The following is a 23,432-nucleotide window of genomic DNA, read 5'->3' as shown; positions in this document are numbered from 1 at the left end:
TAGAGAAGGAATTGCCGTGGCGGATCGGGACGATGTGGTGGGATATGACGGCCCGGCAGGCGGCTGGGGCTCGGTCAAGGGGATGTCCAAGGTCCTTGCCAAGGAGCGTAACCGCCCCGCCGCGCTGGCGCAACTCGCCCGGCAGAACAAGTCGAAGGGCTTCATGTGCACGTCCTGCGCATGGGGCAAGCCCGCCGAGCCGCACCCGTTCGAATTCTGCGAAAACGGGGCGAAGGCGACGCTCTGGGACCTGACGCCCAACCGCTGCACGCCGGAATTCTTCGCGAAGCATTCGGTCAGCGAATTGAAGACGTGGAAGGATTTCGATCTCGAACATGTCGGGCGACTGACGCATCCGCTGCGCTACGACCATGCGACCGACCATTATGTCGAATGCAGCTGGGACGAAGCGTTCAGCGCGATCGGTGCGGAGCTGCGTGCGATCGATCCGAAGAAGGCGATCTTCTATGCTTCGGGCCGCGCCAGCCTCGAAACCTCCTATCTCTACGCGCTGTTCGCCCGCCTCTATGGGCACAACAACCTGCCCGACAGTTCGAACATGTGCCATGAGACGACCTCGGTCGCGCTGAAGAAGACGATCGGCGCACCCGTAGGCACATCGATCCTCGACGATTTCGAACATTGCGACGCGATGTTCTTCTTCGGCCAGAATACCGGGTCGAACAGCCCGCGCTTCCTCCACCCCCTTCGCGACGCGGTGAAGCGCGGCTGCAAGGTCGTGACCTTCAACCCGGTCAAGGAACCGGGGCTGATCGCGTTCACCGATCCGCAGAACCCGTTCGAGATGGCGACGCGCAGCGAGACGAAGATCAGCTGCCAATATCATCAGGTGAAGCCCGGCGGCGACGTCGCGGTGATGATCGGCCTCGCCAAACATGTGCTGGCGGCCGAGGACAAGAGCTGGGCCGAGCATCAGGTCCATGTCCTCGACGTCGATTTCATCGAACAACATACCCATGGCTGGGCAGAGTTCGAGGCGATGGTCCGGGCGACCGACTGGGCCGATATCGAACGCGAAAGCGGCCTGCCCCGCGCCGATATCGAGGCGGCGGGACAGGTCTATGTCGAGGCGGACCGGACCATCGGCATCTATGGCATGGGCCTGACGCAGCAGGTCAACGGGTTCGACAACGTCGCCACCTACGTCAACCTGCTGTTGATGAAGGGCAATATCGGCCGCGTCGGCACCGGCATGTCGCCGGTGCGCGGGCACAGCAACGTGCAGGGCCAGCGCACCGTCGGCATTTCGGAGAAGCCCGAACTGGTACCGATGGACCGGCTGCGCGAGCTGTTCGATTTCGAACCGCCGATGGACCATGGCCACAACACCGTCACCGCGTGCGAAGGCATATTGAAGGGCGAGATCGACGCCTTCGTGTCGCTCGGCGGCAATTTCCTGCGCGCGATCCCCGATCTGGAACGGATCGAGGCGGCGTGGCCGCAAATGCGCCTGACGGTGCAGATCGCGACCAAGCTGAACCGCAGCCACCTCATCAACGGCAAGGTCGCGTACCTCCTCCCCTGCCTCGTGCGGACCGAGGTCGACAAGCAGGCGGGCGGCGAACAGATCGTCACGATCGAGGATACGTTCAGCCATATCCACGGTTCGATCGCGACGCACGAGCCGGCGAGCGAGCATCTCAAATCCGAAGTCGCCATCGTGGCCGGAATCGCCAAGGCGACGCTCGATCCCAATCCGAAGGTCGACTGGGACGGGTGGACCGGCGATTATGCGAAGATCCGCAAGCTGATCGAGGAGACCTATCCCGAACAGTTCCACGATTTCGAGGAACGGATGTTCACGCCGGGCGGCTTCTATCGCGGCAATTCGGCACGTGAACGGATTTGGAAGACGGAGAGCGGCAAGGCGGAATTCACCGTGCCCCGTTCGCTCTCGGGCACCACGATTGCCGATGCGCCGGGCCGGCTGCGGCTGGTGACGCTGCGGTCGAACGACCAGTTCAACACCACAATCTATGGCTATGACGACCGGTTCCGGGGCATCACCGGCACGCGCGACGTCGTGATGATGAACCCGAAGGAGATCGAGAAGGCCGGGCTGCACAAGGGGCAGGTCGTAACCATCGTCGGCGACAGCGACGACGGGATCGACCGGCGCGTCGGCGGGCTGAAGGTTGTGCCGTTCGATCTGCCCGACGGCTGCATCGCCGGCTATTATCCCGAACTCAACCCGCTAATCCCGCTCGGCTGGCATGATTTCGGGTCGCAAACGCCGGCGGCGAAGGCAGTGCCGGTGCGTATCGTCGCCTGATGGATCATGGGGGCGTTGCCACCCGGCCAGTGGACCGGGTGGCGGCATCGGGGGATGCCACAGGACAGGACCGGGTGGTCGCGATCGAGGCTCCGGTCGCGATAGAGATCAACGGTCTGGGCTATGCCGTGCTGATGGCGACGCCTGTCGACCTCGACGACCTCGCCTATGGGTTCGTGCTGGCCGAACGATTGGTCGATACGCCGGGCGACGTGATCGAGGTCGCGGCCCACCCCGTCGCCGCCGGTACGCTGTTGCGCGTGATGCTGACCCCCGATTGCCATCACCGGGTGGCGGATCGGGTCCGGCACCGTGTGTCGGAATCGTCCTGCGGATTGTGCGGGATCGAAAATCTCGAACAGGCGCTGCGCCCGCTGCCGTCGCTGGCGGTCGGCAGCAACGCTACTCCGGCGGCTATTCTCGCGGCGGCGGGGACGCTCCGCGACCACCAGCCGCTGGCTCGGGCGACCGGTGCGACCCATGCCGCGGCGCTTTGTGCCGCCGATGGCACCATCCGGCTGGTGCGCGAGGATGTCGGGCGACACAATGGCTTCGACAAGTTGATCGGCGCGATGCGACGTGGCGGTCTGGATTGGGATGGCGGCTTCGCGCTGCTGTCGTCCCGCTGCTCGTTCGAACTGGTGGAGAAGGCGGTGCTGGCGCAATGCCCCCTCCTCGCCACCCTGTCCGCCGCGACTACGCTGGCGATCGATCGCGCTGCCGAGGCCGGGCTGCCGCTCAGGACGTTGGTCCGCGACGACGCGATGCTCGCGACATGACCCGCATCCTGGGCGCGATCCTCGCCGGCGGCCGTTCGACCCGTTTCGGTAGCGACAAGGCGCTTGCGACGCTTGGCGGGCGCGCATTGATCGACCGCGTGGCCGACGCGATCGGTACCCAGGTCGACGCGCTGGTCGTAGTCGGCCGGTCGCATCCGGGCATGGTGAGCGTCGCCGACCGGCCGGCGACCGATCTGGGGCCGCTCGGCGGGGTTGCCGGCGCACTGCATTACGCCGCGACGCACGGCTTTGCCCAGGTGCTGACCGTACCATGCGACGCGCCGTTGCTGCCCGCCGGATGTCGCGATCACCTGTCCAGTGCTGGTCCTGCCGCCTATCTCGCCGACCTGCCGGTGGTCGGATGGTGGCCGAGCAGTGCCGCGCCGGTTCTAGACGGCCTGCTGGCCGGGGGCGGATCACGTTCGGTCCGGGCCTTTGCCGACCGGATCGGTGCGGTCGGGATCGCGGGTCTGGACGGAATTACCAATATCAACACACCGGATGATCTGGCGCTGCTGGCGAAGCACGATATAGCCAGACGGTGATGACCGCGTCGTTCCTGATCCTGCGCATCGGCGACACCCGCCTCGCGCTGCCGATGACGGCGGTGCGCGAGGTGTTGCCGCTGCTGCCGATCGACGCGCCGCCGGGGCTGCCGCGCCCGTTGCTCGGCTTCGTCACGTTGCAGGGGCGACCGGTACCGGTCCTCGCGCCGCACCTGTTGCTCGATCCGCACGCGCCGCTGGCGGGGATCGACCTGTTCGCGCACCTCGTGCGGCTGCGCGACGATATCTGCCTGCTGGTCGACCGGGCGGAGGATGTCGTGACCGGCGCGGTCGGCCCGCTGTCACCCGGCCATAGCCTGAACGCCGCCATCACCGGCGAACTGCCGCTGGCCGATGGCGAGGTCGCGCATGTCGTCGCGGTCGATCGGCTGCTACTGGACGGCGAACGGGCGACGCTGGCCGCGCTCACCGCCGCCGCCGCTACCCGCCAAGACCAGTGGACGGCGACATGATCGGCGACGAAGCCTTTGCGGAGGTGAAGGCGCTGGTCATCGCGCGGACCGGCCATCATTATTATACCGACAAGGACGCGCAGCTCGCCGACCATGTCGCACGGCGCATGACCGCTACCGGCGATGCGACGCTCGGCGACTATCGCGCCCGGTTGCGCGATCCGGCCAATCCAGAATGGCCGCTGCTCGAAAGCGCGGTAACGATCAACGAAACCTTCTTCTTCCGCTTCGCCGAACAGTTCGACGCGCTGAAGACCCGCATCCTGCCCGAGATGATCGAACGCCATCGTGACGACAAGCGACTGCGCATCTGGAGCGTGGGTTGTTCGACCGGGGCGGAAGCGCATTCGGTTGCGATCCTGCTCGCCGACCTGCTGGGCGACGCGATCGACGACTGGCGCATCGCGCTGACCGGCACCGACATCGACGAAGCGGCGGTGGAAGCGGCACGACAGGCGGAATATTCGTCCTGGGCGTTGCGCACCATGGGCGAGAGCGAGCGAGCGCGGCTGTTCGACCGGAAGGGCGACCGCTACCGGCTGAAGGATCGCTATCGCGGTATCGCCCGGTTCGAACGCCATAACCTGCTGACCATGATCGATGTCGCCGCCCCGCTCGGCTTCAGCGATTATGACCTGATCCTGTGCCGCAACGTGCTGATCTATTTCGCCCAGGAGGATGCGACCGCGATCGTCGGCGCGCTCGCCGAGCGGCTGGCGGCGGACGGCATCCTGCTGCTCGGCCATGCCGAACCCAATCCCGGTTTCGACGTGGTCGCCGACAGCGACCTGACCGGCGGCATCCTGACCTATCGTCCGCTCGACACGCGGCCCCGGACGGCCCCCGCCGAGCCGTTACCCGATACGCCGCCGCCGGCAGCGACGCCGGCGCGATCCCCCGCCCCGCGTCTCACGGCCGTTCGCACGTCCCCGCCGCCGCCGGGCCCGGCAGCACCACCGACGGTGGTTCGCGCGCCGGATGCCGCCGCCCATTATTTCGCGGCGCTCGACGCGCTCGCCACGGGGGACAAGGACCGCGCCGAACGCGCCTTTCGCGACGCCCTCTATCTCGACCGGTCGTTCGCCATGGCGCATTACCAGTTCGGCCATTACCTGCTGGCACAGGGCCGCGCGCCCGATGGCCGCCGCAGCCTGACCAATGCGCTGCGCGTCGCGAGCAGCCTTGCGCCCGATACCGAACTGGCCGAAGGCGACGGTATGACTGCCGGTGCCATGACCGCCGCCATCCGCCACACGATCGGAACCGGGCGATGAGCGTGCCGACCATCCTGTCCGACGACCTCGACGCCGATGCCGTCACTGCGATTCTCGCCGCCCGGCAGCGCGCAGTTGCCGGGGTGCGAGAAACCGACGACCGGCCGCGCGAAACACTGCTGCTGTTCGACCTCGGCGGCGTGGCGCACGGGCTGCCGATCGATTGCGTCCGCGCGGTCGCGCCGCTGCCGAAGGTCACGCGCCTGCCCCACGCGCCGGGCGTGCTGCGCGGGCTGGTGGCGTGGCGCGGAACGGTCGTGAACCTGTTCGCGCTGGCCGAACTGCTGGATCACGACGCCGCCGAGCCGACCGCGATGATCGTGCTGCGCCACGAAACCCCGCGCATCGCACTGGCGGTCGACGCGGTGTCCGGCGTCGCCACGGTCCTCCGCACTGACACCGGTCCCACTCTTTCCACCCTCGTAATCGATGACGACCAGCGATTGACACGGATCGACCCGGTCGTGCTGATCGAACGACTTCTCCCCGCACGTCTTCAGGAAGGATAAGGTTTGTCCGTTTCCACCCGGATCGCCGCTGGCTTTGCGGCCCTGACCGCGATCCTCCTCGCGCTCGGCGTCTATGCGCTCGTCCAGATTGGCGACGTCCGCCAGACCGTCGACCTGATCGTCGAACGCGACCTTGCGTCGATGGAGGCGCTGAACCGCATCGATCATGCCTTGTCGCGCAAGGTCGAGCAGCGCGCCAGCCTGGTCCAGGCGTTCCTGACCGGTGATGACAAGCGGGTCCGCGAAGCGACGACCGGATGGCGCAACGCCGTCGAGGAAGCGCAGCGCGGCATCGTCGAACAGGAACGCGCGGCGGAAACCTATCGCGACAATTCGGTCACCGGTGCCCGGTCCGACCTGTGGGCGGCGATGGCGCGTCAGCTGGCAGCGGGCGATCAGGCACTCAAGCAGACGCGCAGCGACGTCGAAACGCAGCTGGCTGCGATCAGTGCGGGCGATCGTGCCGGCGTGCTGGCGATCGAAGCCGACATCGTGCGCGATCATGCCGCCACCGTCGCCCGGATCGGACAGGCGCGCGAGACGCTCAACGTAGCAATCGAACGCGGGCGCGACGCGACGCAGGACGTGTATAATGCCAGCCGCATTTCGATCGTCCTCGGGCTGATCGTCGCGATCATCGTCGCCGTCGCGGTCGCGGTCACGACCCGCCGTTCGATCGTCGGGCCGCTCGATTCGTTCATGTCGTTCGTCGGTCGCATCGGCGAAGGCGACCTGTCGACGACGACCGACGCGACCGGCAAGGACGAGCTGGGGCAGCTCGGCCGGACGCTGAACGACATGGTCGGCGGCCTGCGAACCATCGCCACGCAGAACCGCGCCGCGACCAATGATCTGAACGCCGCCACCACCGAGATCCGTGCGTCGACGCAGGAACAGGCCGCATCGGTCGAGGAACAGCTCGCCGCCGTGCAGGAAACCGCGGCGACCGTCGACGAAATCACGCATAGCGGCGCACAGATCACCCGCCGTGCGCAGGAAGTGATCGCGCAGGCGCAGGCGACGGCGCAGGTCAGCGATGCCGGCCTGAACGCCGTCACCGACACCGCCCGCGCGATGGACGCGATCCGCGAACAGGCCGAAGCGGTCGCGACCAACATCGTCGCGCTATCGGAAAAGACGCAGGCGATCGGCGACATCATCGCGACGGTCAACGACGTATCCGAACGCTCGCACCTCCTCGCGCTCAACGCCTCGATCGAGGCGGCAGCGGCGGGCGAACAGGGTCGCAGCTTCGCGATCGTCGCATCGGAGATGAAGCAACTGGCCGATCAGGCGAAGGGGGCGACCCGCAACGTCCGCTCGATCCTGGGGGATATCCAGCGCGGGATCAATTCGTCGGTGATGCTGACCGAGGAAGCGGTCAAGCGCGTCGCGTCGGGCAAGGAGCGTACCGACGCGGGACATGCCGCGATCGAGGAACTGGCGACCCGCGTGCAGGAAAATGTGCAGACGTTCCAGCAGATCGTGGCATCGACCAACCAGCAACAGATCGGCATCGAGCAGGTCACCATCGCCCTGCAGAATATCCGGGAAGCGTCGCAGCAGACTGCCGCTTCGACCCGGCAGCTCGACCAAGCGGCCGGCGATCTGGGCGAATTGTCGCGCAAGCTGGTCGGCCTGACCGAACGCTACCGCCTGTAACGGGACGGACGCGCGCGTGGACGAGCTTCAGGCCGAATTGCTGGCGGCATTCGCGGAGGAACTTGCCGAGCATATGGCCGGTATCCGTGCCGCACTGGCCGATGCGGATGCCGGGCGCAGCGTCGACCTGCGCGAATTCAGCCGCCGGGCGCACAGCCTCAAAGGCGCGGCGCGCGCGGTCGAGTTGCCTGAAAGCGAAGCGGCGGCACATGAAGCCGAGGCGCTGATCCTCGCCATCGAACGCGGTGAGCGGGCGCTGGACGCGGGAGCGATCGCGGAACTGCGGCGGCTGGCGGATGCGATCGAGGATGGGGCATCGCCCGACACGCCGAACGCCCCACAAGAGGCCGAGCCGGAACGGCGGGTTGCCGTTTCGGGCCATCGGGTCGAAAATCTCGGTCGGTCGCTGCATGTTCTGGCCACCCAGGTCGCAGAACAGGGGATGGTCGCCGACCGCCTTTCCGCTCTGTCGGAGGATCTGGCTGCACTGTCCCCGCTGCTGTCGGGGGCCGAGGACAGCGAGGCGGCCCGACGGCTGCGACAGGCGATGAACGAACTGGATCGCATTCGGGGCCTGCATGGTCGCCTGCGCGATGCGCTCGACCGGTCGAGCGCCGAACTGGAGCGCGATGGCGAACGGCTGCTGCTGCAACCGGTAGCGACGCTGTTCGATGGCTATGAGCGCTCCGTTCGCGATCTGGCGGCGGCCGAGGGCAAGATCGCCCGGCTGCGGACCAACGAAACCGATGGCGAGGCGGATCGGCGCGTGCTGAACGCCCTGCGCGATCCACTCCTCCACGTCCTGCGCAATGCGGTGCGCCACGGTATCGAGACACCCGAACGCCGCCGGAGCGCGGGCAAGGACGACGCCGGTACGATCACCATCGACACCCGGATCGATCGCGGTCGGCTGCTCATCACCATCCGCGACGACGGCGCGGGGCTGGATGACCACGCGATCGTTACCCGTGCCCGTGCCGTCGGACTCATCCCCGCCGATGCGCCATCGCCGCGTGGGCCGGCACTGCACGCGTTGCTGTTCGAACAGGGCCTGTCGACCGCCGAGCGCCTCGACGAAGTCGCCGGGCGCGGCATCGGTCTGTCGGTCGTGGCGGAGGTCTCGCGCCGGCTGCACGGATCGGCCAGCATTGCGCCGGGATCGGGCGGCGGTACGGTCCTGACCATCGCGGTTCCCGTCGCCCTCACCCGTCGCACCCTGCTGCTGGTCGAGGTCGGGGACATGGTTTGCGCCCTGCCGGCCGATGCGGTGCGACAGGTGCTGCGGATCGATCCGGCCGCACTGTCCCCCAGTGGCGGAGAGACGATGCTGCCGGTCGACGGCGAACCGCTGCCCGTGTCGCGGCTCGGCGATGCATTGGGCATGGCGCAGGCCGATGCAGGCGCGACATTGCGGGCGGTCGTGCTGGAGGCCGAGGGCGTTCGCCGCGTACTGGTCGTCGACGCGCTCAGCGACGTTCGCGCGCTGCTGGTCGGCGACGCCGCGGCCATCGCCGCCGACCTGCCGCTCGTTCTGGGCACCGTACTGCTGAACGGAGAGGTCGTGCTGGTCCTCGATCCCGTCCAGCTGGTCCGCGACCGTGCGGCGGGCCGCATCGCCACCGCCTTCACCGCACCGACGCCGGAAACCCGGACCCGGACGATCCTGGTCGTCGATGATTCGATCACCACCCGGACGCTGGAACGCAGCATCCTAGAGGCGCAGGGCTACCGCGTGCTGGTCGAGGTCGACGGGCTGGCGGGTCTGGAACGGCTGCGCTCGGGGCTCGATGCAATCGACCTGGTAGTCGCGGATGTCGAGATGCCGCGGATGGATGGATTCGCTTTGCTGGCGGCGATACGGAACGATCCGGCACTGAAAACTTTACCGGTCATCATGATGACATCGCGCAACAGCCCCGACGATATCGAACGCGGTCTCAGCCTCGGCGCGGATGCCTATGTCACCAAGCAGGATTTCGATCAGGGCAAATTGATCGGCGTCGTTCAGCAGCTGATCTGACCTGATGACGACCCGCAACGCCCCTGCCCGCGTGATGATCGTCGAGGATTCGACGGTGGTGCGCACCTTGCTGACCCATATCGTCGGCAGCGACCCGCGCCTGACCGTCGCCGCCAGCTTTGCGACCGCGGAGGAAGCAATCGCGGCGCTTCCTGCACTCAGGCCCGACGTCATCTCGATGGACATCCGCCTGCCCGGTATCGACGGGTTGGAAGCGACGCGCCGGATCATGGCCAGTCAACCGACCCCGATCGTGGTGATCTCAGCCAGCATGGACGGCGGCGCGATGGGTAACAGCATGGATGCGCTGCGCGCCGGGGCATTGTCGGTCGTCGAAAAGCCGGTCGGGCTGGGCGATGCCGCCTATGCGCAGGTCGCGCACGAAATCCGCACCCAGCTCGCGATCATGAGCGAGGTTGCCGTGGTCCGGCGGCGGATGCCCGCGGCACGGAGTGTCCCCGCGATTCCGCCACGCGTCCGTCCCCCGTCGGTTCTGCTGCTGGCCGCATCGACCGGCGGGCCACCGGCGCTCGCCCGCCTGCTGGGCGCGCTTCCCGCCGACCTGCCGCTGCCCGTCCTACTGGTGCAGCATATGGGCGCGAGCTTCATGGCCGGCTTCGCCAGCTGGCTCGACAGCGTCGTACCGCAGCAGGTCGAACTGGCCCGAAACGGCGAGTTGCCGCGCGCCGGGACGGTGTATGTGGCGCCAGGCGACGCGCATCTGATGCTTACGCGCGGGGGCACGATGCGGGTTGCGACCGATGGCCCGGTCAACGGACAACGCCCGTCGGCCACGCGCCTGATCGAAAGTGCCGCGACCGCACTCGACGGCGCTGCATTGGCCGTGGTGCTGACCGGCATGGGCGAGGACGGCGCGCCCGGCGTACAGGCGCTGCTGGCCGCCGGTGGCCAGGCGGTGGCGGAGGACGCCAGCACGTCGATCGTCTATGGAATGCCTGCCGCCGCACACCGGGCAGGCGCGCTGTCGCTACCGCTCGACCTGATCGCCCCGCATGTGAAGCGCATCGTGGACCGCGCGCGGTGAGCGAGGATGCCGCGATCCTGCTGATCGAGGATTCGGATACGCAAGCGCTGCAGCTGCGGCGGATGTTCGAGCGCGCCGGGTTTCGGATCGACCGGACGCGCGATGCGGAAAGCGCGCTCGAAGCGCTCAATCACAGCCGGCCCGACCTGCTGGTCGTGGATTACCGTCTGCCCGGCATGAATGGCGACGAACTGGTGCGGATCGTGCGCCAGACCAACGCCACCCGGACCCTCCCCATCCTGATGCTGACCGGCGACGATGCGTCGGACGTCGAACGGCAGGGCCTCGACAGCGGCGCCAACGCCTATGTGCCCAAGAGCGGCGGTGGCGAGCTTATCGTGTCCCGGGTGCGGGCGCTGCTGCGACAGGTCCGCGCAAGGCCGACGGGCGATGGTCCCGCTGCGTCGTTGCGACAGGCCCGCCTCCTGCTGCTCGCGCCGCCAGCCGAATCATCGGATCATATGGTAACCCAATTGGTGGCGGAGGGTTATCACGTCGTTCACGTCGCGGGTGTCGACGATGCCCTTGCAGCGATCGATACGGAGAGCGCCGACGGCATCCTCGTCGTACAACCGCGCAATGACGCTCCTTTCGCACTTTCCGCGATGCTCGATGCCCGTCGGACCGAACGGGCGAGCGGCATCGCGCTGGTCGCCCTGACCGACGATGCCGACCCGGCGACCATACTTGCCGGACTGGCGGCGGGTGCGGACGATGTGGTGTCGCGCGGTCGCGACAGCGACATGCTGCTGGTCCGCATTCGCGCCATCGTCCGGCGCAAGCTCGCCCGCGACGAGGAAGCCGCCGGCATCGCGCGCGAACAGGCTCAGGCGATCGCTCTGGCACAGGCGCGTGCAGAGGCGGATTCCGCTGAACGCCTCGCCCGCGCCAATGCCGAACTGGCCGGGGCCAACGCATTGCTGCGCGAAACGCAGGCGCAATTGGTCCAGTCGGCCAAGATGGCGTCACTCGGCGAGCTGGTCGCCGGCATCGCGCACGAGATCAACAACCCGCTGGCGTTCATCCTCGCGCATCAGGCCACCGTCGAGCGTGCCGTCGCCAATGCCGCCAGCGCCGACGAAGTGACCCGCGCCGCATTGCTCACCAAAGCGGCGGATCGGTTGCAGTCGATCCGGTCCGGGCTGACCCGGATTCAGGAACTGGTCGTGAAGCTGCGTCGCTTTTCCCGACTGGACGATGGCGAAGTCTCGCTGATCGATATTCCGGACGCGATCGACGCCGTGCTGACGCTGCTCGCGCCGCGACTGGGCAGCGTCACCGTGGTTCGCGACTATGGTCCGGTACGCAACCTCGAATGCTCCGGGGCGCTGGTCAATCAGGTCGTGATGAACATCGTCGCCAACGCCGCCGACGCCGTCGATCCCGCGCACGGCCGGATCGTCGTGATGACCGGCGCGGCGGACGGCATGTTCTTCATTCGGATCGAGGACAACGGCTCCGGCATCCCGGAGGACCGGCGGGAGCGGATCTTCGAACCCTTTTTTACGACGAAGGATGTCGGTGCAGGAACCGGCCTCGGCCTTGCCATCGCCTATGGCGTCGTCCGGTCGCACGGCGGCACGATCACCATCGACTCCGCCAGGCAGGGTGGCGCTTGCTTCACGATCAGGATACCAGAACGACCGTAATGCAAACCTCCGGTCCCCTGCCCCTGTTGCTGCTGGTCGATGACGAGCCCGAAATCCTGGTCGCGCTCGGTGATCTGCTGGAGGATCGCTATCGCATCCTGTCGACCGCCTCGCCGGTCGATGCGCTGGAACTGGTACGCGCCAATCCCGACATCGCGGTGATCGTGTCGGATCAGCGGATGCCCGAACTGACGGGCAGCCAGTTCCTCGCCCGCGCGCGCAACCATACCGAAGCGGAAGCGATCCTGCTGACGGGCTATGCCGATCTATCGGCGGTCGTGGCCGCGCTGAACGATGGCGCGATCAGCGGCTATGCCAACAAGCCATGGGACGCGGAAGCGCTGCTCGCCATGATCGCCGCCGCCGCCGACCGTTTTGCCTTGCGACAGGCGCTGGCATTCGAACGCGCAGCGTTTCGCGGACTGGCGGATGGATCGGGCGATATCGTGACGATCCTCGACGATCGGGGGCAGGTCGTGCGCGGTGGCCCGCGCCCCGGCGCGGCCGATCCGCGCGACCTCGCCATTCTCGCGCAGGACCGTAGCGACGACGAGGATCGCCATTTCGTTCAGCCCTCGGGCGATAGCTGGACCCATATCCGCCGCATCCCCTTCGCGATCGGTCCTAGCCGCTATTTGCTGAAGATCGAACGCGACGACACCGCCCGCCGGGTGGCCGAACGTCGTCACCACCAGTCGGAAAAGCTGGAGGCGCTGGGCACGCTGTCGGGCGGGATCGCGCATGATTTCAACAATCTGCTGGCGGCGATCATCGGCAATCTCGAACTGGCCGAACGGCGGATCGACGACCGCGACCGGTTGCAGCGTTATCTGGGCGCGGCAAGCGAGGCCGCCGGACGTGGCAGCGCGATCACTCGCCGCTTGCTCAGCTTCAGCCGGCAGCGCGACCTTGCCGCCGAAGTCTTCAGTCCCGACGATACCATCCGGGCGATCGAGGAACTGATCGTGCGGACGGCGGCCGGGCGTATTCGCGTTGCCTATGATTTTGCCGACCCCACCTGGGCGGTGCGGACCGACGTCGGACAGTTCGAGCTGGCGATACTCAACCTTGCCATCAATGCGCGCGATGCGATGGACGGTAGCGGCACGGTGCGGATCGCCACCGCGAATATCGACGATGCCGCCGCCTTCGTACCCGACCTGACTGGCCCGTTCGTCCGGATTTCCGTGAGCGATACCGGGAGCGGCATGGACAGCGCGGTGCGCAAGCGGGTGTTCGAACCATTCTTCACGACCAAGGCGCAAGGGGTCGGCACCGGCCTCGGGCTGCCGATGGTGCGGGCCATGGCGCGCGCTGCGGGCGGCGACGTCACGATCGACAGCGAGGTCGGACGCGGGACCAGCATTCACCTCTGGCTGCCCCGGATCGAGGCGGCGCCGGTTGCTGCTAACCATACCGTGCCGGACCAGTCCACGCCGTTGCGGCTGATGCTGGTCGAGGATGACGCCGAAGTTCGGGCCGTCGTCGCCGCGCAGTTGGAGGGTGCCGGACATCGCGTTACCGTCCATGACTCCGCGGTCCGTGCAGTGGCGGTGCTGGAGGCGGGCGAACGGTTCGACATGGTACTGACCGATTACGCCATGCCCGAACTGTCGGGGATCGACGTCGCCGCGCGTGTTAAGGCCTGTTGCCCCGACACGCCGGTCCTGCTCATCACCGGCTTTGCCGAAATCGGCGACAGCCAGATCGGCGTGCCGGTACTGACCAAACCGTTCACGAGCGAACAGCTGCTGGCCGCCATCGCACAGGCGAGCGCCGGGCGTTCGACTATTTCGGACAGCGTATCCGGCTGAACGGTTGGTCACCGGTCATGATCTTCAACCGGTCGCCCGAAATGCGCAGCGTCTGGGTAGCGGTCCACTGCTGCCCTTCCCCGTCATAGTCTGCGATGAGGCGGATATGGTCCGGCCCGAGTGGCTCCACCCGCTTCACCGTACCGACACTCTCATGAAACCATAGCTCGTCCGGCGTGACCCGCACCCCTTCGACGGAGGCGGCCGGGTCGGCGCAGGCGGCGGCATCGCGGTTCCAGCTGCCGACGAATTGCGCCGGGATATGGTTTTTTGCCACCGCCGCTTCCTCGGGCGGCGGTGCAGGCGTGCCGACATAGCCGCAGCCGCGCACGGTGCGCCGGTCCATTGTGAGTGTTGCGGCAAAGTCGCGCGCGGCACCCGACATGTCATCGGCGCAAGAGGCGCGGACGACCCGGAGCTTCAGCGTCGTACCCCCGCCCTGCGCCTTCCATTCGCGCGCATTCGCCTCCACGCCATGATCGACCACCGGCAGGCGACGCGTGGGGAGGTCGACTCCGCTTAGCGTCAGCACGTCACCATCGATCCTGACCGAATAGAAGGGTTCGTTGGTCGTGACCGTCAGCCGATCGGGTACCGAACTGGTGCCGGCGGGTGTCGCGGTCGGGGTGGCAGCCGCAACCGGGGTCGGCGCACCGGCATTACCCGCAGGAGAGTCGTTCCCGCCCCCGCAACTGCCGAGCATCAGCAGGCCCAGCATCGTAGCAACCCGATCAGCGCGGTACATGACGTCCTCCTGCCAGGCTTACGCCATCGTCGCGACCGGCAAGCGCGGCGATCCCGTCGGGCGACAGGTGCGGTACGGGATCGGCAGCGCGATAGGCGGGAAAGGCGATGACGTCGTTGACCACCGACACCTGTCCGCCGAGTTGCGTCGCCGCGAATAGCCGGCGCGCGAAGGCGGTCGGGATGCGAATGCAGCCATGCGACGCGGGAAAGCCGGGCAGGTCGCCGGCGTGAAGCGCAACGCCGTCCCAAGTCAGCCGCTGCATGAACGGCATCGGCGCGTTGTTGTAGAGGTTCGATCGATGGAACGGCCGCTTCTGCAGGATGCTGTATTCGCCGATCGGCGTCATCTTGCCCGGCTTTCCGGTCGAGACCGTCGTCGCACCGATCAGCCGGTCGCCGCGATAGATGAAAGCCATCTGCATCGGCACGCTGACGACGATGCTGACCGGTCCGGGCAGCGTCGGATCGTCGGCCCAGCGATGGTCGCCCGGCCGCATTGCCACCGCCGCCCGCTCGATCGACAGCGCCGCCGGTTCCTGCGCGGCGGCAGGTAGTGGCAGGATCGCCAGTAACGGTGCGAGGCGTAGCGCGATGCCCATGAGCACCCTTATCCCGCAGCATCGCTCCGATGGCAAATGCAGCGCTAACCATGTTCGCCGGACTCGACCGTCCGTTGCTTCCGCGCGACCAGCGGCGGAACGCCTGGACCCATGTTAATTGAATGGAAGGCCGATCGCCCGTATCTCTGGAACTCAACGATTTGGCGAGGAATTGGATGCGGGACGAAGCAGTTCGATCGCGGCGGGCGGTGCTGAAAGCGGCAGGCGGATTGGCCGGCGCCGTATTGGCACAGGGCTGCACGACGAATGCGATCGTGCCCATCGCGCAGAATGCGCCGGTGATGCCACCGCCGCAGCGTCTGGCGTCGGCATCGGTGCCAGCTGCCCCGGTTCGGCAGATGCGCGCGCCTGCCACCGTCAATCCCCGCCTGTTCGAACGTGCGGTGGCATCGATGGACCGCCATTCGCGTCGCATCCAGCGGACCGATCGTATTGCCATCGCCGACTTTGCCGTCGATTCCGCCCATCCCCGTTTCCAGTTCATCGACATGCACAGCGGCGTCGTCTCGGCGATGCGCGTTGCCCATGGCAGCGGGTCGGACCCGGCGCATTGCGGTCTGCTGACCCGGTTCAGCAACGTGCCGGATTCGAACGCCACGTCGGAAGGCGCATTCATCACCGACAATTATTATGTCGGCAAGCATGGCCGTTCGCAGCGGCTGGTCGGCCTCGACCCGACCAACGACAATGCGCTGATGCGCGCGATCGTCGTCCATGGCGCCTGGTACGCCAACCCGGAAATGATTGCGCAGCACGGCAAGCTTGGGCGCAGCCAGGGTTGTTTCGCAGTTGCCGAGGGCGATCTCGCTCGGGTGTTCGACCTGCTGGGCGAAGGCCGGATGATCTACGCCGCCAAGGTTTGAGCGCGTATTCAGAACGCCGGTCCCGTGGCGGCCGGTTCTCGACGGACGCTGCTCGACAAGCTCGAAGCTGCTCGAACCATCCGGTGCGAAGGTAGCGGGACTTAACCGGTTCCGCATGGCGCCATGTGCCGATAGGGTGCGGCCATGACCACGCACCCCTTCCATTCGATCCACAGCCACGGCCTGCTTCGCGTCGCAGCCTGCACCCCGCCCGCCCATGTCGGCGATCCGGCCGCCGGCGGGCGTGCCGCGATCGAACTGGCACGCCAGGGGCATGATCGCGGCGCAGACCTGCTCGTCTTTCCCGAGCTGAACCTGACATCCTATGCCATCGACGACCTGCACCTGCAGGACGCGCTGTGCGATGCGACCGAAGCGGCGCTGGCGGCGGTGGTCGCGGCGAGTGCCGATCTGCGTCCGGTGCTGTTGCTCGGGGCGGCGCTGCGGCGCAACGGGCGGCTGTACAATTGCGCGGTCGCGGTGTCGCGCGGGCGGATTCTGGGTATCGTGCCCAAGACCTATCTGCCCAACTATCGCGAATATTACGAAAAGCGCTGGTTCGCGCCCGGCGTCGGGCTGACCGGCCTGACGATGACATTGGCCGGACAGGAGGTGCCGTTCGGAACCGATCTGCTCTTCGCCGCCAGCACTCTGCCCGACTTCGTGTTCCATGCGGAAATCTGCGAGGATTTCTGGTCGCCGCTGCCACCGTCGACCGCCGGGGCGATGGCCGGGGCGCTGGTGCTGTGCAACCTGTCGGCATCGAACATCGTCATCGGCAAGGCGCGTGACCGCGAAATGCTGTGCGCATCGCAATCGGCGCGGACCGTCTCCGCCTATATCTACGCGGCGGCGGGCATCGGCGAGAGTACGACCGACCTGTCATGGGACGGTCAGGGATCGGTCCATGAACTGGGCGAATTGCTGGTCCAGTCCGACCGGTTCGACCAGTCGGCCGGGATCGCCTCTGCCGACATCGATCTGGAGCGGCTGCGGTTGGAGCGGATGCGCACCGGCACCTTCAACGACTGCGCCGCCGCCAGCGGCCACCCGGAAACGCGGTTCCGGCGCATCGCCTTCGACCACACCCCCGCGAGCGGCGATACCGGCCTGCTGCGCCCGGTGCGGCGCTATCCGTTCGTGCCGAACACGCCCGAACGGCTGGACGATGATTGCTACGAAGCATTCAATATCCAGGTCGAGGGCCTGCGCAAGCGGCTGGTCGCTTCGGGCACCAAGCGGCTGGTGATTGGCGTCTCCGGTGGCCTCGATTCAACCCACGCGCTGATCGTCGCGGCCAAGGCCTTCGATCGGCTGAAACGGCCACGCACCGACATATTGGGCTTTACCATGCCCGGCTTCGCAACGGGTGAGGCGACCAAGGGCAACGCGTGGAAACTGATGCAGGCGCTGGGCATCACCGGCGATGAGATTGATATCCGCCCCGCCGCACGCCAGATGCTGGGCGACATGGGCCATCCCTTTGCCAGCGGCGAGCCGGTTTATGACGTGACGTTCGAAAATGTGCAGGCGGGTCTGCGCACCGATTACCTCTTCCGGCTGGCCAATCAGCGCGGGGCGCTGGTGCTGGGCACCGGCGACCTGTCCGAACTGGCGCTCGGCTGGTGCACCTATGGCGTCGGCGACCATATGAGCCATTATGGCGTCAATGCTGGCGTGCCCAAGACGCTGATCCAGTATCTGATCCGCTGGACGATCCGCACCGACCAGTTCGATGGTGATACCGATGCGGTCCTCGACGCGATCCTGAATACCGAGATTTCGCCCGAACTGGTGCCCGCCGACGCAGACGGGCGGATGCAGAGCACCGAGGATCGGGTCGGCCCCTACGCCCTGAACGACTTTTTCCTGCATCATATCGTACGCTACGGTCAGCGGCCATCGAAGGTCGCGTTCCTGTGCTGGCACGCGTGGCGCGATGCCGCCGCCGGGCGCTGGCCGATCGATTTCCCGGAGGAAGCCAAGGGCAGCTACGACCTGCCCACGATCGCCCGGTGGCTGGAGAAGTTTCTCTGGCGCTTCTTCCAGACGAGCCAGTTCAAGCGGTCGGCGCTGCCCAACGGGCCGAAGGTTTCGGCGGGCGGTGCCCTGTCGCCGCGCGGTGACTGGCGCGCGCCGTCGGACGGCGTGGCGACGCCGTGGGTCGAGGAACTGCGGGCGAACCTGCCCCCGGTCTAACCCTGCGCGCGTGCGGTCTTTTCCGACGCCGATCCGCCCAGCGCCCAGCGCAGCATCCGCGCCATGCCCTGTGCCCCTGCCCGCACGCCGAGCGGAGCAGTGTTGCGCAGTTCGAGCATCGCCCGCGCCCAAGGCGGCAACAGGTCGATCGCGGCGGCCGTGTTGAGCGCCCCGAACCCCTTCAGGAACGGATTGGGCAAGGGCTGATGCAACAGCGCCTCCCGAACCGTCCGGGTGCGCACGTCGCAGCGCAGTTCGCCCCTAACCGACAGCAACCAGGCATCGACCGCCGCCCGGCTGTCGGGCACGTCCCGCGCGCCCAGTCGTTCGGCAACGACCACATTCTCGACGAAGTATCGGTCCTGGTCGGCGCGCGAGAGATGTGGATCACGGTAGCGCAGATAGGCGCGCAGGAACGAATCCGTCTCCGCGACATGGACCCAGGTCAGCAGATGCGGATCGTTGGCGTCATAGGGCACGCCGCTGGGCAGCACCCCATGCACGCGGTCATGAATGCGCCGGACGCGACCGATCAGGCGCTCCGCCTCGGCCGTGCTGCCATAGGTCGTGGCAGCGATGAACTGGGCGGTCCGCTTCAGCCGGCCGAGCATGTCATGGCGGAAATTGCTGTGATCCCACACGCCTGCCAGCGCGCCGGGATGCAACATCTGCAACAACAGCGCGGTCGTGCCGCCGATCATCATCGACGAGAAATCGCCATGGACCCGCCAGCTGACCGAGTTCGGACCGAACAGTCCGTCGTCACCCGGCGGCCGCCGCAGGTCGATTGCGCCATCGCCGGCTCCGGTCAAGCCACGGACTTGCCGGGCAATTGTCTGTCGCAAAGGGTTCATGGGTAGCAAACGAATGGAGCGCGATCGCAGGTCCGATCGTTACGGAACCAAATCGGCCACTCAAGACCTTTGTCGCCACGTCCTCGAACCGTCAGGCATCGCATGTCCTCAGCGCCCAGCCCGGAAAAACCCCTCCACAGCGTGCGACGCGATGCGGCGATGGCGGGCCGTGAGATGCACGATCCGGGCAACGGCATCTTCTTCGCGGCGGTCAAGACGACGCGGATGCCGATGATCGTGACCGATCCGAACCTGCCCGACAACCCGATCATCTTCGCCAATCCGGCCTTCCTGTCGATGACGGGCTATGGCGGGGAAGAAGTGCTGGGCCGCAATTGCCGCTTCCTGCAGGGGGCTGATACCGACCCCGACACGGTGAAGGAGATTGGTGAGGCCATCCGCGAACAGCGGGAAACCTCGGTCGAGATCATCAATTACAAGAAGAATGGCAGCGCCTTCTGGAACGCGCTGTTCATCTCGCCGGTGTTCGACGGGGATGGAAAGCTGCGCTACCACTTCGCGTCGCAACTGGACGTGACGCGCCGTCGCGATGCCGAGGAAGCGTTGCGACAGGCGCAGAAGATGGAGGCGGTCGGGCAGCTGACCGGCGGCATCGCGCACGACTTCAACAATCTGTTGACGGTGATCCAGGGCTTTACCGACGTCCTGCTCAACCAGATGGAACGCAGCACCGAGCGACCGGTCGAGCCCGAACGCGCCAAACGGTCGCTGCGCGCGGTGATGGAGGCAGCGGATCGTGGCGCTGAACTGACGCAACAGCTGCTCGCCTTCTCCCGCCGCCAAAAACTGTCCGGGCGGGTGACCAATGTCGACGACCTGGTCCGCTCGCTGCTGCCGATGCTCAAACGCACCGTCGGCGACCTGCCGATCACGATCGACGTCAAGCCGTGCGGCGACCACTGCAACGCCCGGATCGATCCGGTGCAGGCGGAGGCGGCGATCCTCGGCATCGTGATGAACGCCCGCGACGCGATGCCAGAGGGTGGCACGATAACCCTGTCGGCCGAACAGGTGACGCTGGACGGCAGCGACCCGCGCTATGGCGACAAGCTGAGCGGGAACTTCGTCGCCCTGTCCATCTCCGACACGGGTACCGGCATGACGGAGGATGTCCGCGCCCGCGTCACCGAACCGTTTTTCACGACGAAGGATCAGGGCAAGGGCACCGGCCTCGGCCTGTCAATGGTCTATGGCTTCATGAAACAGTCCGACGGCGCGCTGCATATCGCGTCGCATGAAGGTGAAGGTACCACCGTATCGCTGCTGTTCCCGGCTGCCAGTTCGGTGCCCGAGCCGATCCGACAGCGACGGGTGCGCGCGGACATGGACCTTCACGGCGACGAAACCATCCTGGTCGTCGAGGACCAGCGCGATGTCGGCGACCTCGCCGAAACGATCCTCAAGGACTTTGGCTATACCGTGCTGCGCGCCGGGAACGGGCCGGAAGCGATCGGCATTCTGGAAAGCGACGCCGCGATCGACCTGTTGTTCACCGACCTCATCATGCCCGGCGGGATGAACGGTGTGATGGTGGCGCGCGAGGCCCGGAAGATGCGCCCGCGCCTGAAGGTGCTGCTGACCACCGGCTATGCCGAGGCATCGATCGAACGGGTCGATGCGCGCGGCACCGAATTCGAACTGATCGGCAAGCCCTATCGACGCATCGATCTGGCCACCCGGATACGCCAGTTGCTCGACGGGCCGACCGGTACCGGTTGATGTGTCGTGTTTTCGGTTATAGTGCAGTACCTTCCCGCCACGATCCCAGTCGCCGGGCAGCGGTATGATGATGAGAGGGCCAGGCTTGGCGACCAGTGCAAACGCCCACGATAACGGCCTGGCGACGTCGCCATCGGACCTTGGGCACGATCTGACCGTCTGCGACCGCGAACCGATCCATATGCCGGGCGCGATCCAGCCGCACGGCATGTTGCTGATCGTCGATCCCGTCGAGGGGGTCGTCGTGGGCGGTGCCGGCGATCTCGCACGGTTGCTGGGTCCCGCCTGGCTGGGCGGATCGATTGCTGGACTGATCGGCGATGCCGGGCTGGAGATATTGCGTTCGACCATCGCGGGGCCGGTGATACTTGGCCCGGCCGGCGACCATGCACTGTCGACCGTCGCCAGTCGCGAGGGCCGTTTCTGGCTGATCGAGCTGGAACCGACCGCGCCCGGTGAACCCGGCACCGACGATGCACTGGCCTGGATCGAACACGGCGGAGAGCAGTTCTCGCGCGCGGCCGATCTCGACGACCTCATGGCGCGCGCCGCGACGGTCTTCGCGCGGCTGAGCGGCTTCGACCGGGTAATGATCTACCGGTTTCTCGACGATGATTCGGGCAAGGTCGTGGCCGAATGCCATGCGCCCGACATGGACGGGTTCCTGAACCACCATTTCCCGGCGTCCGACATTCCGCGTCAGGCCCGCGCGCTCTATGTGCGAAATCGCGTCCGCGTGATCCCCGATGCGCACTATACCCCTGCCCCGATCCTCGGCATCGATCCGGCGCTGGTCGATATCGACCTCAGCAATGTCGGCGTGCGGGCGGTATCGCCGATCCATCTGCAATATCTGCAGAACATGGGCGTCGCCGCGTCGGCTTCGGTGTCGATCGTCAAGGACGGTATGTTGTGGGGACTGGTGGCATGTCATCATCGCCGTCCGCGTGGGCTGTCCTATCTGCAACGAAAGACCTGCGAGCTGATTGCGGCGTCTTTCGCGCAACAGGTCGGCGCAAAGGAAGAAGCTGCGGAATATCGCGAACGCCTGCGCCTGCGCACTGCCGAGGACGCACTGTCGCAGCGGCTGGCGCAGGACGGCGACAACAGCCAGTTGCCCGCCCTGATCGCCAACGACATGCGCCGCCTGCTCCAGGCCGATGGGTTTGTGCTGCAGCGGGGCACGACGCGCCATACCAGTGGCCACGTCCCGCCCGACGACGCCGTTGCGGACATCCTGCAGTGGGTTTGCGCGCAGGGAAGCATCCTGCTCCATACCGCATCGCTCGAACAGCGACTGCCGCCGGCCTATGCCTATCGCGACCTAGCGAGCGGGCTGCTGGCGATTACCCTCTCGGCGGAGGAGCCGGCGGTCCTGCTGTGGTTCCGTGCGGAAACGTTGCAGACGATCCAATGGGCCGGCAACCCGCACAAGGCGGTGGGCCAGACTCCTGATCAGCCCCTGTCGCCCCGCGCCTCCTTTGCGGCGTGGAGCGAGGAAATCCGTGGCCGTGCCCGCCCATGGAGCCCGGCGGAGATAGAGGCAGGGCACCGCCTGTCCCGCCTGTTGTTCGACGCACGGCAGCGGCGGCGGATCGGTGAACTGAACCGTGAGCTCACGCGCGCCGTCACCGACAAGGACGCCCTGCTCGCGCAGCAGGAAACGCTGATCAAGGAAGTGAACCACCGGGTGCAGAACAGCCTGCAACTGGTCGTCGCATTCCTGGCGATGCAGGCCAATGCCGAGAATGACGAGACGCTGACCCGCCATCTGAACGAGGCGCAGCGGCGGCTGTCGGCGGTCGCGCTGGTGCATCGCCGGCTCTATTCCGACGATACGGTGACGGTCATCGACCTCGGCCGCTATATCGAGGACCTGCTGGCCGAGATGCAGTCGTCCATGGGCGACGAATGGACCGGTCGCCTGACCATGGACTTGGCGCCGCTGCTCATCACCGCCGATGCGGCGGTGCAGATCGGGTTGGTGCTGGTCGAACTGGTCATCAATGCCCAGAAATATGCCTATGCCGGACAGCCGGGGCCGATTGCGATCACGCTGGAAAAGGTCCGCAATCGCTTCCGCCTGACGGTCGCCGATCGGGGACGGGGACGCACCGGCGACCGCACCGGATTCGGTACGCGGATGCTGGGGGCGATGGTCAAGCGGCTCGACGGCACGATCGAGGAGAGCGACAATGCACCGGGCCTGCGCTTCACGGTGTCGGCACCGATCGCGACGCCGGACGAGGTATAGGGATGAGACCGTCTGAACGGCGCGGCCCGGCGAACTCGCAGCCCACGTGGTCCTCTGCTCAGTCGGCTTCCGGTCGCCAGCATACGCAGCAC

At 66.7% G+C, this 23,432-nt stretch carries 18 protein-coding genes; 15 read left to right on the top strand and 3 right to left on the bottom strand.

Annotation, left to right across the window (positions count from 1 at the left end):
• Window positions 1-16 precede the first annotated feature (16 nt).
• Genes MF609_RS16755 through MF609_RS16705 form a run of 11 tightly spaced genes read left to right on the top strand, consistent with a single transcriptional unit; the run spans window position 17 to window position 14,063 of the window.
• Window positions 17-2,293: an FdhF/YdeP family oxidoreductase gene (locus tag MF609_RS16755; protein WP_336944974.1), complete on the top strand. Its 2,277-nt coding sequence runs from the start codon at window positions 17-19 to the stop codon at window positions 2,291-2,293.
• Window positions 2,293-3,072, top strand: a complete 780-nt coding sequence (gene fdhD, locus MF609_RS16750) for a formate dehydrogenase accessory sulfurtransferase FdhD (protein WP_419723114.1) — start codon at window positions 2,293-2,295, stop codon at window positions 3,070-3,072. Before MF609_RS16755 ends, fdhD begins: the two co-directional genes overlap by 1 nt.
• On the top strand, window positions 3,069-3,617 hold the full coding sequence (gene mobA / locus MF609_RS16745) for a molybdenum cofactor guanylyltransferase (RefSeq protein WP_242417291.1): 549 nt from the start codon (window positions 3,069-3,071) through the stop codon (window positions 3,615-3,617). Before fdhD ends, mobA begins: the two co-directional genes overlap by 4 nt.
• Window positions 3,617-4,090 (top strand): chemotaxis protein CheW, encoded by a 474-nt coding sequence (locus tag MF609_RS16740; RefSeq protein ID WP_242417290.1) that lies wholly within the window; start codon window positions 3,617-3,619, stop codon window positions 4,088-4,090. The genes mobA and MF609_RS16740 overlap by 1 nt, the downstream gene beginning before the upstream one ends.
• Window positions 4,087-5,364, top strand: a complete 1,278-nt coding sequence (locus tag MF609_RS16735) for a CheR family methyltransferase (protein ID WP_242417289.1) — start codon at window positions 4,087-4,089, stop codon at window positions 5,362-5,364. The genes MF609_RS16740 and MF609_RS16735 overlap by 4 nt, the downstream gene beginning before the upstream one ends.
• Window positions 5,361-5,873, top strand: a complete 513-nt coding sequence (locus MF609_RS16730) for a chemotaxis protein CheW (RefSeq protein ID WP_242417288.1) — start codon at window positions 5,361-5,363, stop codon at window positions 5,871-5,873. Before MF609_RS16735 ends, MF609_RS16730 begins: the two co-directional genes overlap by 4 nt.
• A gap of 3 nt (window positions 5,874-5,876) precedes the next feature.
• Complete coding sequence (locus tag MF609_RS16725) at window positions 5,877-7,535, top strand: methyl-accepting chemotaxis protein (RefSeq protein WP_242417287.1); 1,659 nt, start codon at window positions 5,877-5,879, stop codon at window positions 7,533-7,535.
• 16 nt (window positions 7,536-7,551) lie between these two features.
• Window positions 7,552-9,555 (top strand): hybrid sensor histidine kinase/response regulator, encoded by a 2,004-nt coding sequence (locus MF609_RS16720; RefSeq protein ID WP_242417286.1) that lies wholly within the window; start codon window positions 7,552-7,554, stop codon window positions 9,553-9,555.
• A 4-nt stretch (window positions 9,556-9,559) separates the two neighbouring features.
• A complete protein-coding gene (gene cheB, locus MF609_RS16715) occupies window positions 9,560-10,600 on the top strand; it encodes a chemotaxis-specific protein-glutamate methyltransferase CheB (RefSeq protein WP_242417285.1) in 1,041 nt (346 codons plus the stop codon).
• On the top strand, window positions 10,597-12,249 hold the full coding sequence (locus MF609_RS16710; protein WP_242417284.1) for a response regulator: 1,653 nt from the start codon (window positions 10,597-10,599) through the stop codon (window positions 12,247-12,249). Before cheB ends, MF609_RS16710 begins: the two co-directional genes overlap by 4 nt.
• On the top strand, window positions 12,249-14,063 hold the full coding sequence (locus MF609_RS16705) for a response regulator (RefSeq protein WP_242417283.1): 1,815 nt from the start codon (window positions 12,249-12,251) through the stop codon (window positions 14,061-14,063). Before MF609_RS16710 ends, MF609_RS16705 begins: the two co-directional genes overlap by 1 nt.
• Here MF609_RS16705 and MF609_RS16700 read toward each other — a convergent pair.
• Together MF609_RS16700 and MF609_RS16695 are read right to left on the bottom strand one after the other, a co-directional pair.
• The gene (locus tag MF609_RS16700; RefSeq protein ID WP_242417282.1) at window positions 14,038-14,808 is read right to left on the bottom strand and encodes a hypothetical protein; all 771 of its coding nucleotides are present in this window, start codon (window positions 14,806-14,808) and stop codon (window positions 14,038-14,040) included. The genes MF609_RS16705 and MF609_RS16700 overlap by 26 nt on opposite strands.
• Window positions 14,795-15,409 (bottom strand): L,D-transpeptidase family protein, encoded by a 615-nt coding sequence (locus MF609_RS16695; RefSeq protein ID WP_242417281.1) that lies wholly within the window; start codon window positions 15,407-15,409, stop codon window positions 14,795-14,797. Before MF609_RS16695 ends, MF609_RS16700 begins: the two co-directional genes overlap by 14 nt.
• 176 nt (window positions 15,410-15,585) lie before the next feature.
• Between MF609_RS16695 and MF609_RS16690 the strand changes: the two genes are divergently transcribed.
• A complete protein-coding gene (locus tag MF609_RS16690) occupies window positions 15,586-16,293 on the top strand; it encodes a murein L,D-transpeptidase catalytic domain family protein (protein ID WP_242417280.1) in 708 nt (235 codons plus the stop codon).
• A gap of 144 nt (window positions 16,294-16,437) precedes the next feature.
• Window positions 16,438-18,492 carry an NAD(+) synthase gene (locus tag MF609_RS16685; protein WP_242417279.1) on the top strand — a complete coding sequence of 685 codons (2,055 nt, stop codon included), beginning with the start codon at window positions 16,438-16,440 and terminating at the stop codon, window positions 18,490-18,492.
• Here the strand turns inward: MF609_RS16685 and MF609_RS16680 are convergent.
• Window positions 18,489-19,346 carry an oxygenase MpaB family protein gene (locus MF609_RS16680; RefSeq protein ID WP_242417278.1) on the bottom strand — a complete coding sequence of 286 codons (858 nt, stop codon included), beginning with the start codon at window positions 19,344-19,346 and terminating at the stop codon, window positions 18,489-18,491. The two genes, MF609_RS16685 and MF609_RS16680, sit on opposite strands and share 4 nt — an antisense overlap.
• 102 nt (window positions 19,347-19,448) lie before the next feature.
• Here MF609_RS16680 and MF609_RS16675 point away from each other — a divergent pair, with 102 nt between their 5' ends.
• Together MF609_RS16675 and MF609_RS16670 are read left to right on the top strand one after the other, a co-directional pair.
• Window positions 19,449-21,086 (top strand): histidine kinase famiy protein, encoded by a 1,638-nt coding sequence (locus MF609_RS16675; RefSeq protein ID WP_277991305.1) that lies wholly within the window; start codon window positions 19,449-19,451, stop codon window positions 21,084-21,086.
• Window positions 21,087-21,171: 85 nt separating this feature from the next.
• A complete protein-coding gene (locus MF609_RS16670) occupies window positions 21,172-23,340 on the top strand; it encodes a histidine kinase dimerization/phosphoacceptor domain -containing protein (RefSeq protein ID WP_242417277.1) in 2,169 nt (722 codons plus the stop codon).
• Window positions 23,341-23,432: the final 92 nt, after the last annotated feature.

Source organism: Sphingomonas panni (genome assembly GCF_022664435.1).
Taxonomy (GTDB): domain Bacteria; phylum Pseudomonadota; class Alphaproteobacteria; order Sphingomonadales; family Sphingomonadaceae; genus Sphingomonas; species Sphingomonas panni.
The sequence above is the reverse complement of the archived record's forward strand: the minus strand, read 5'-3'. Positions and strand labels throughout refer to the sequence as shown.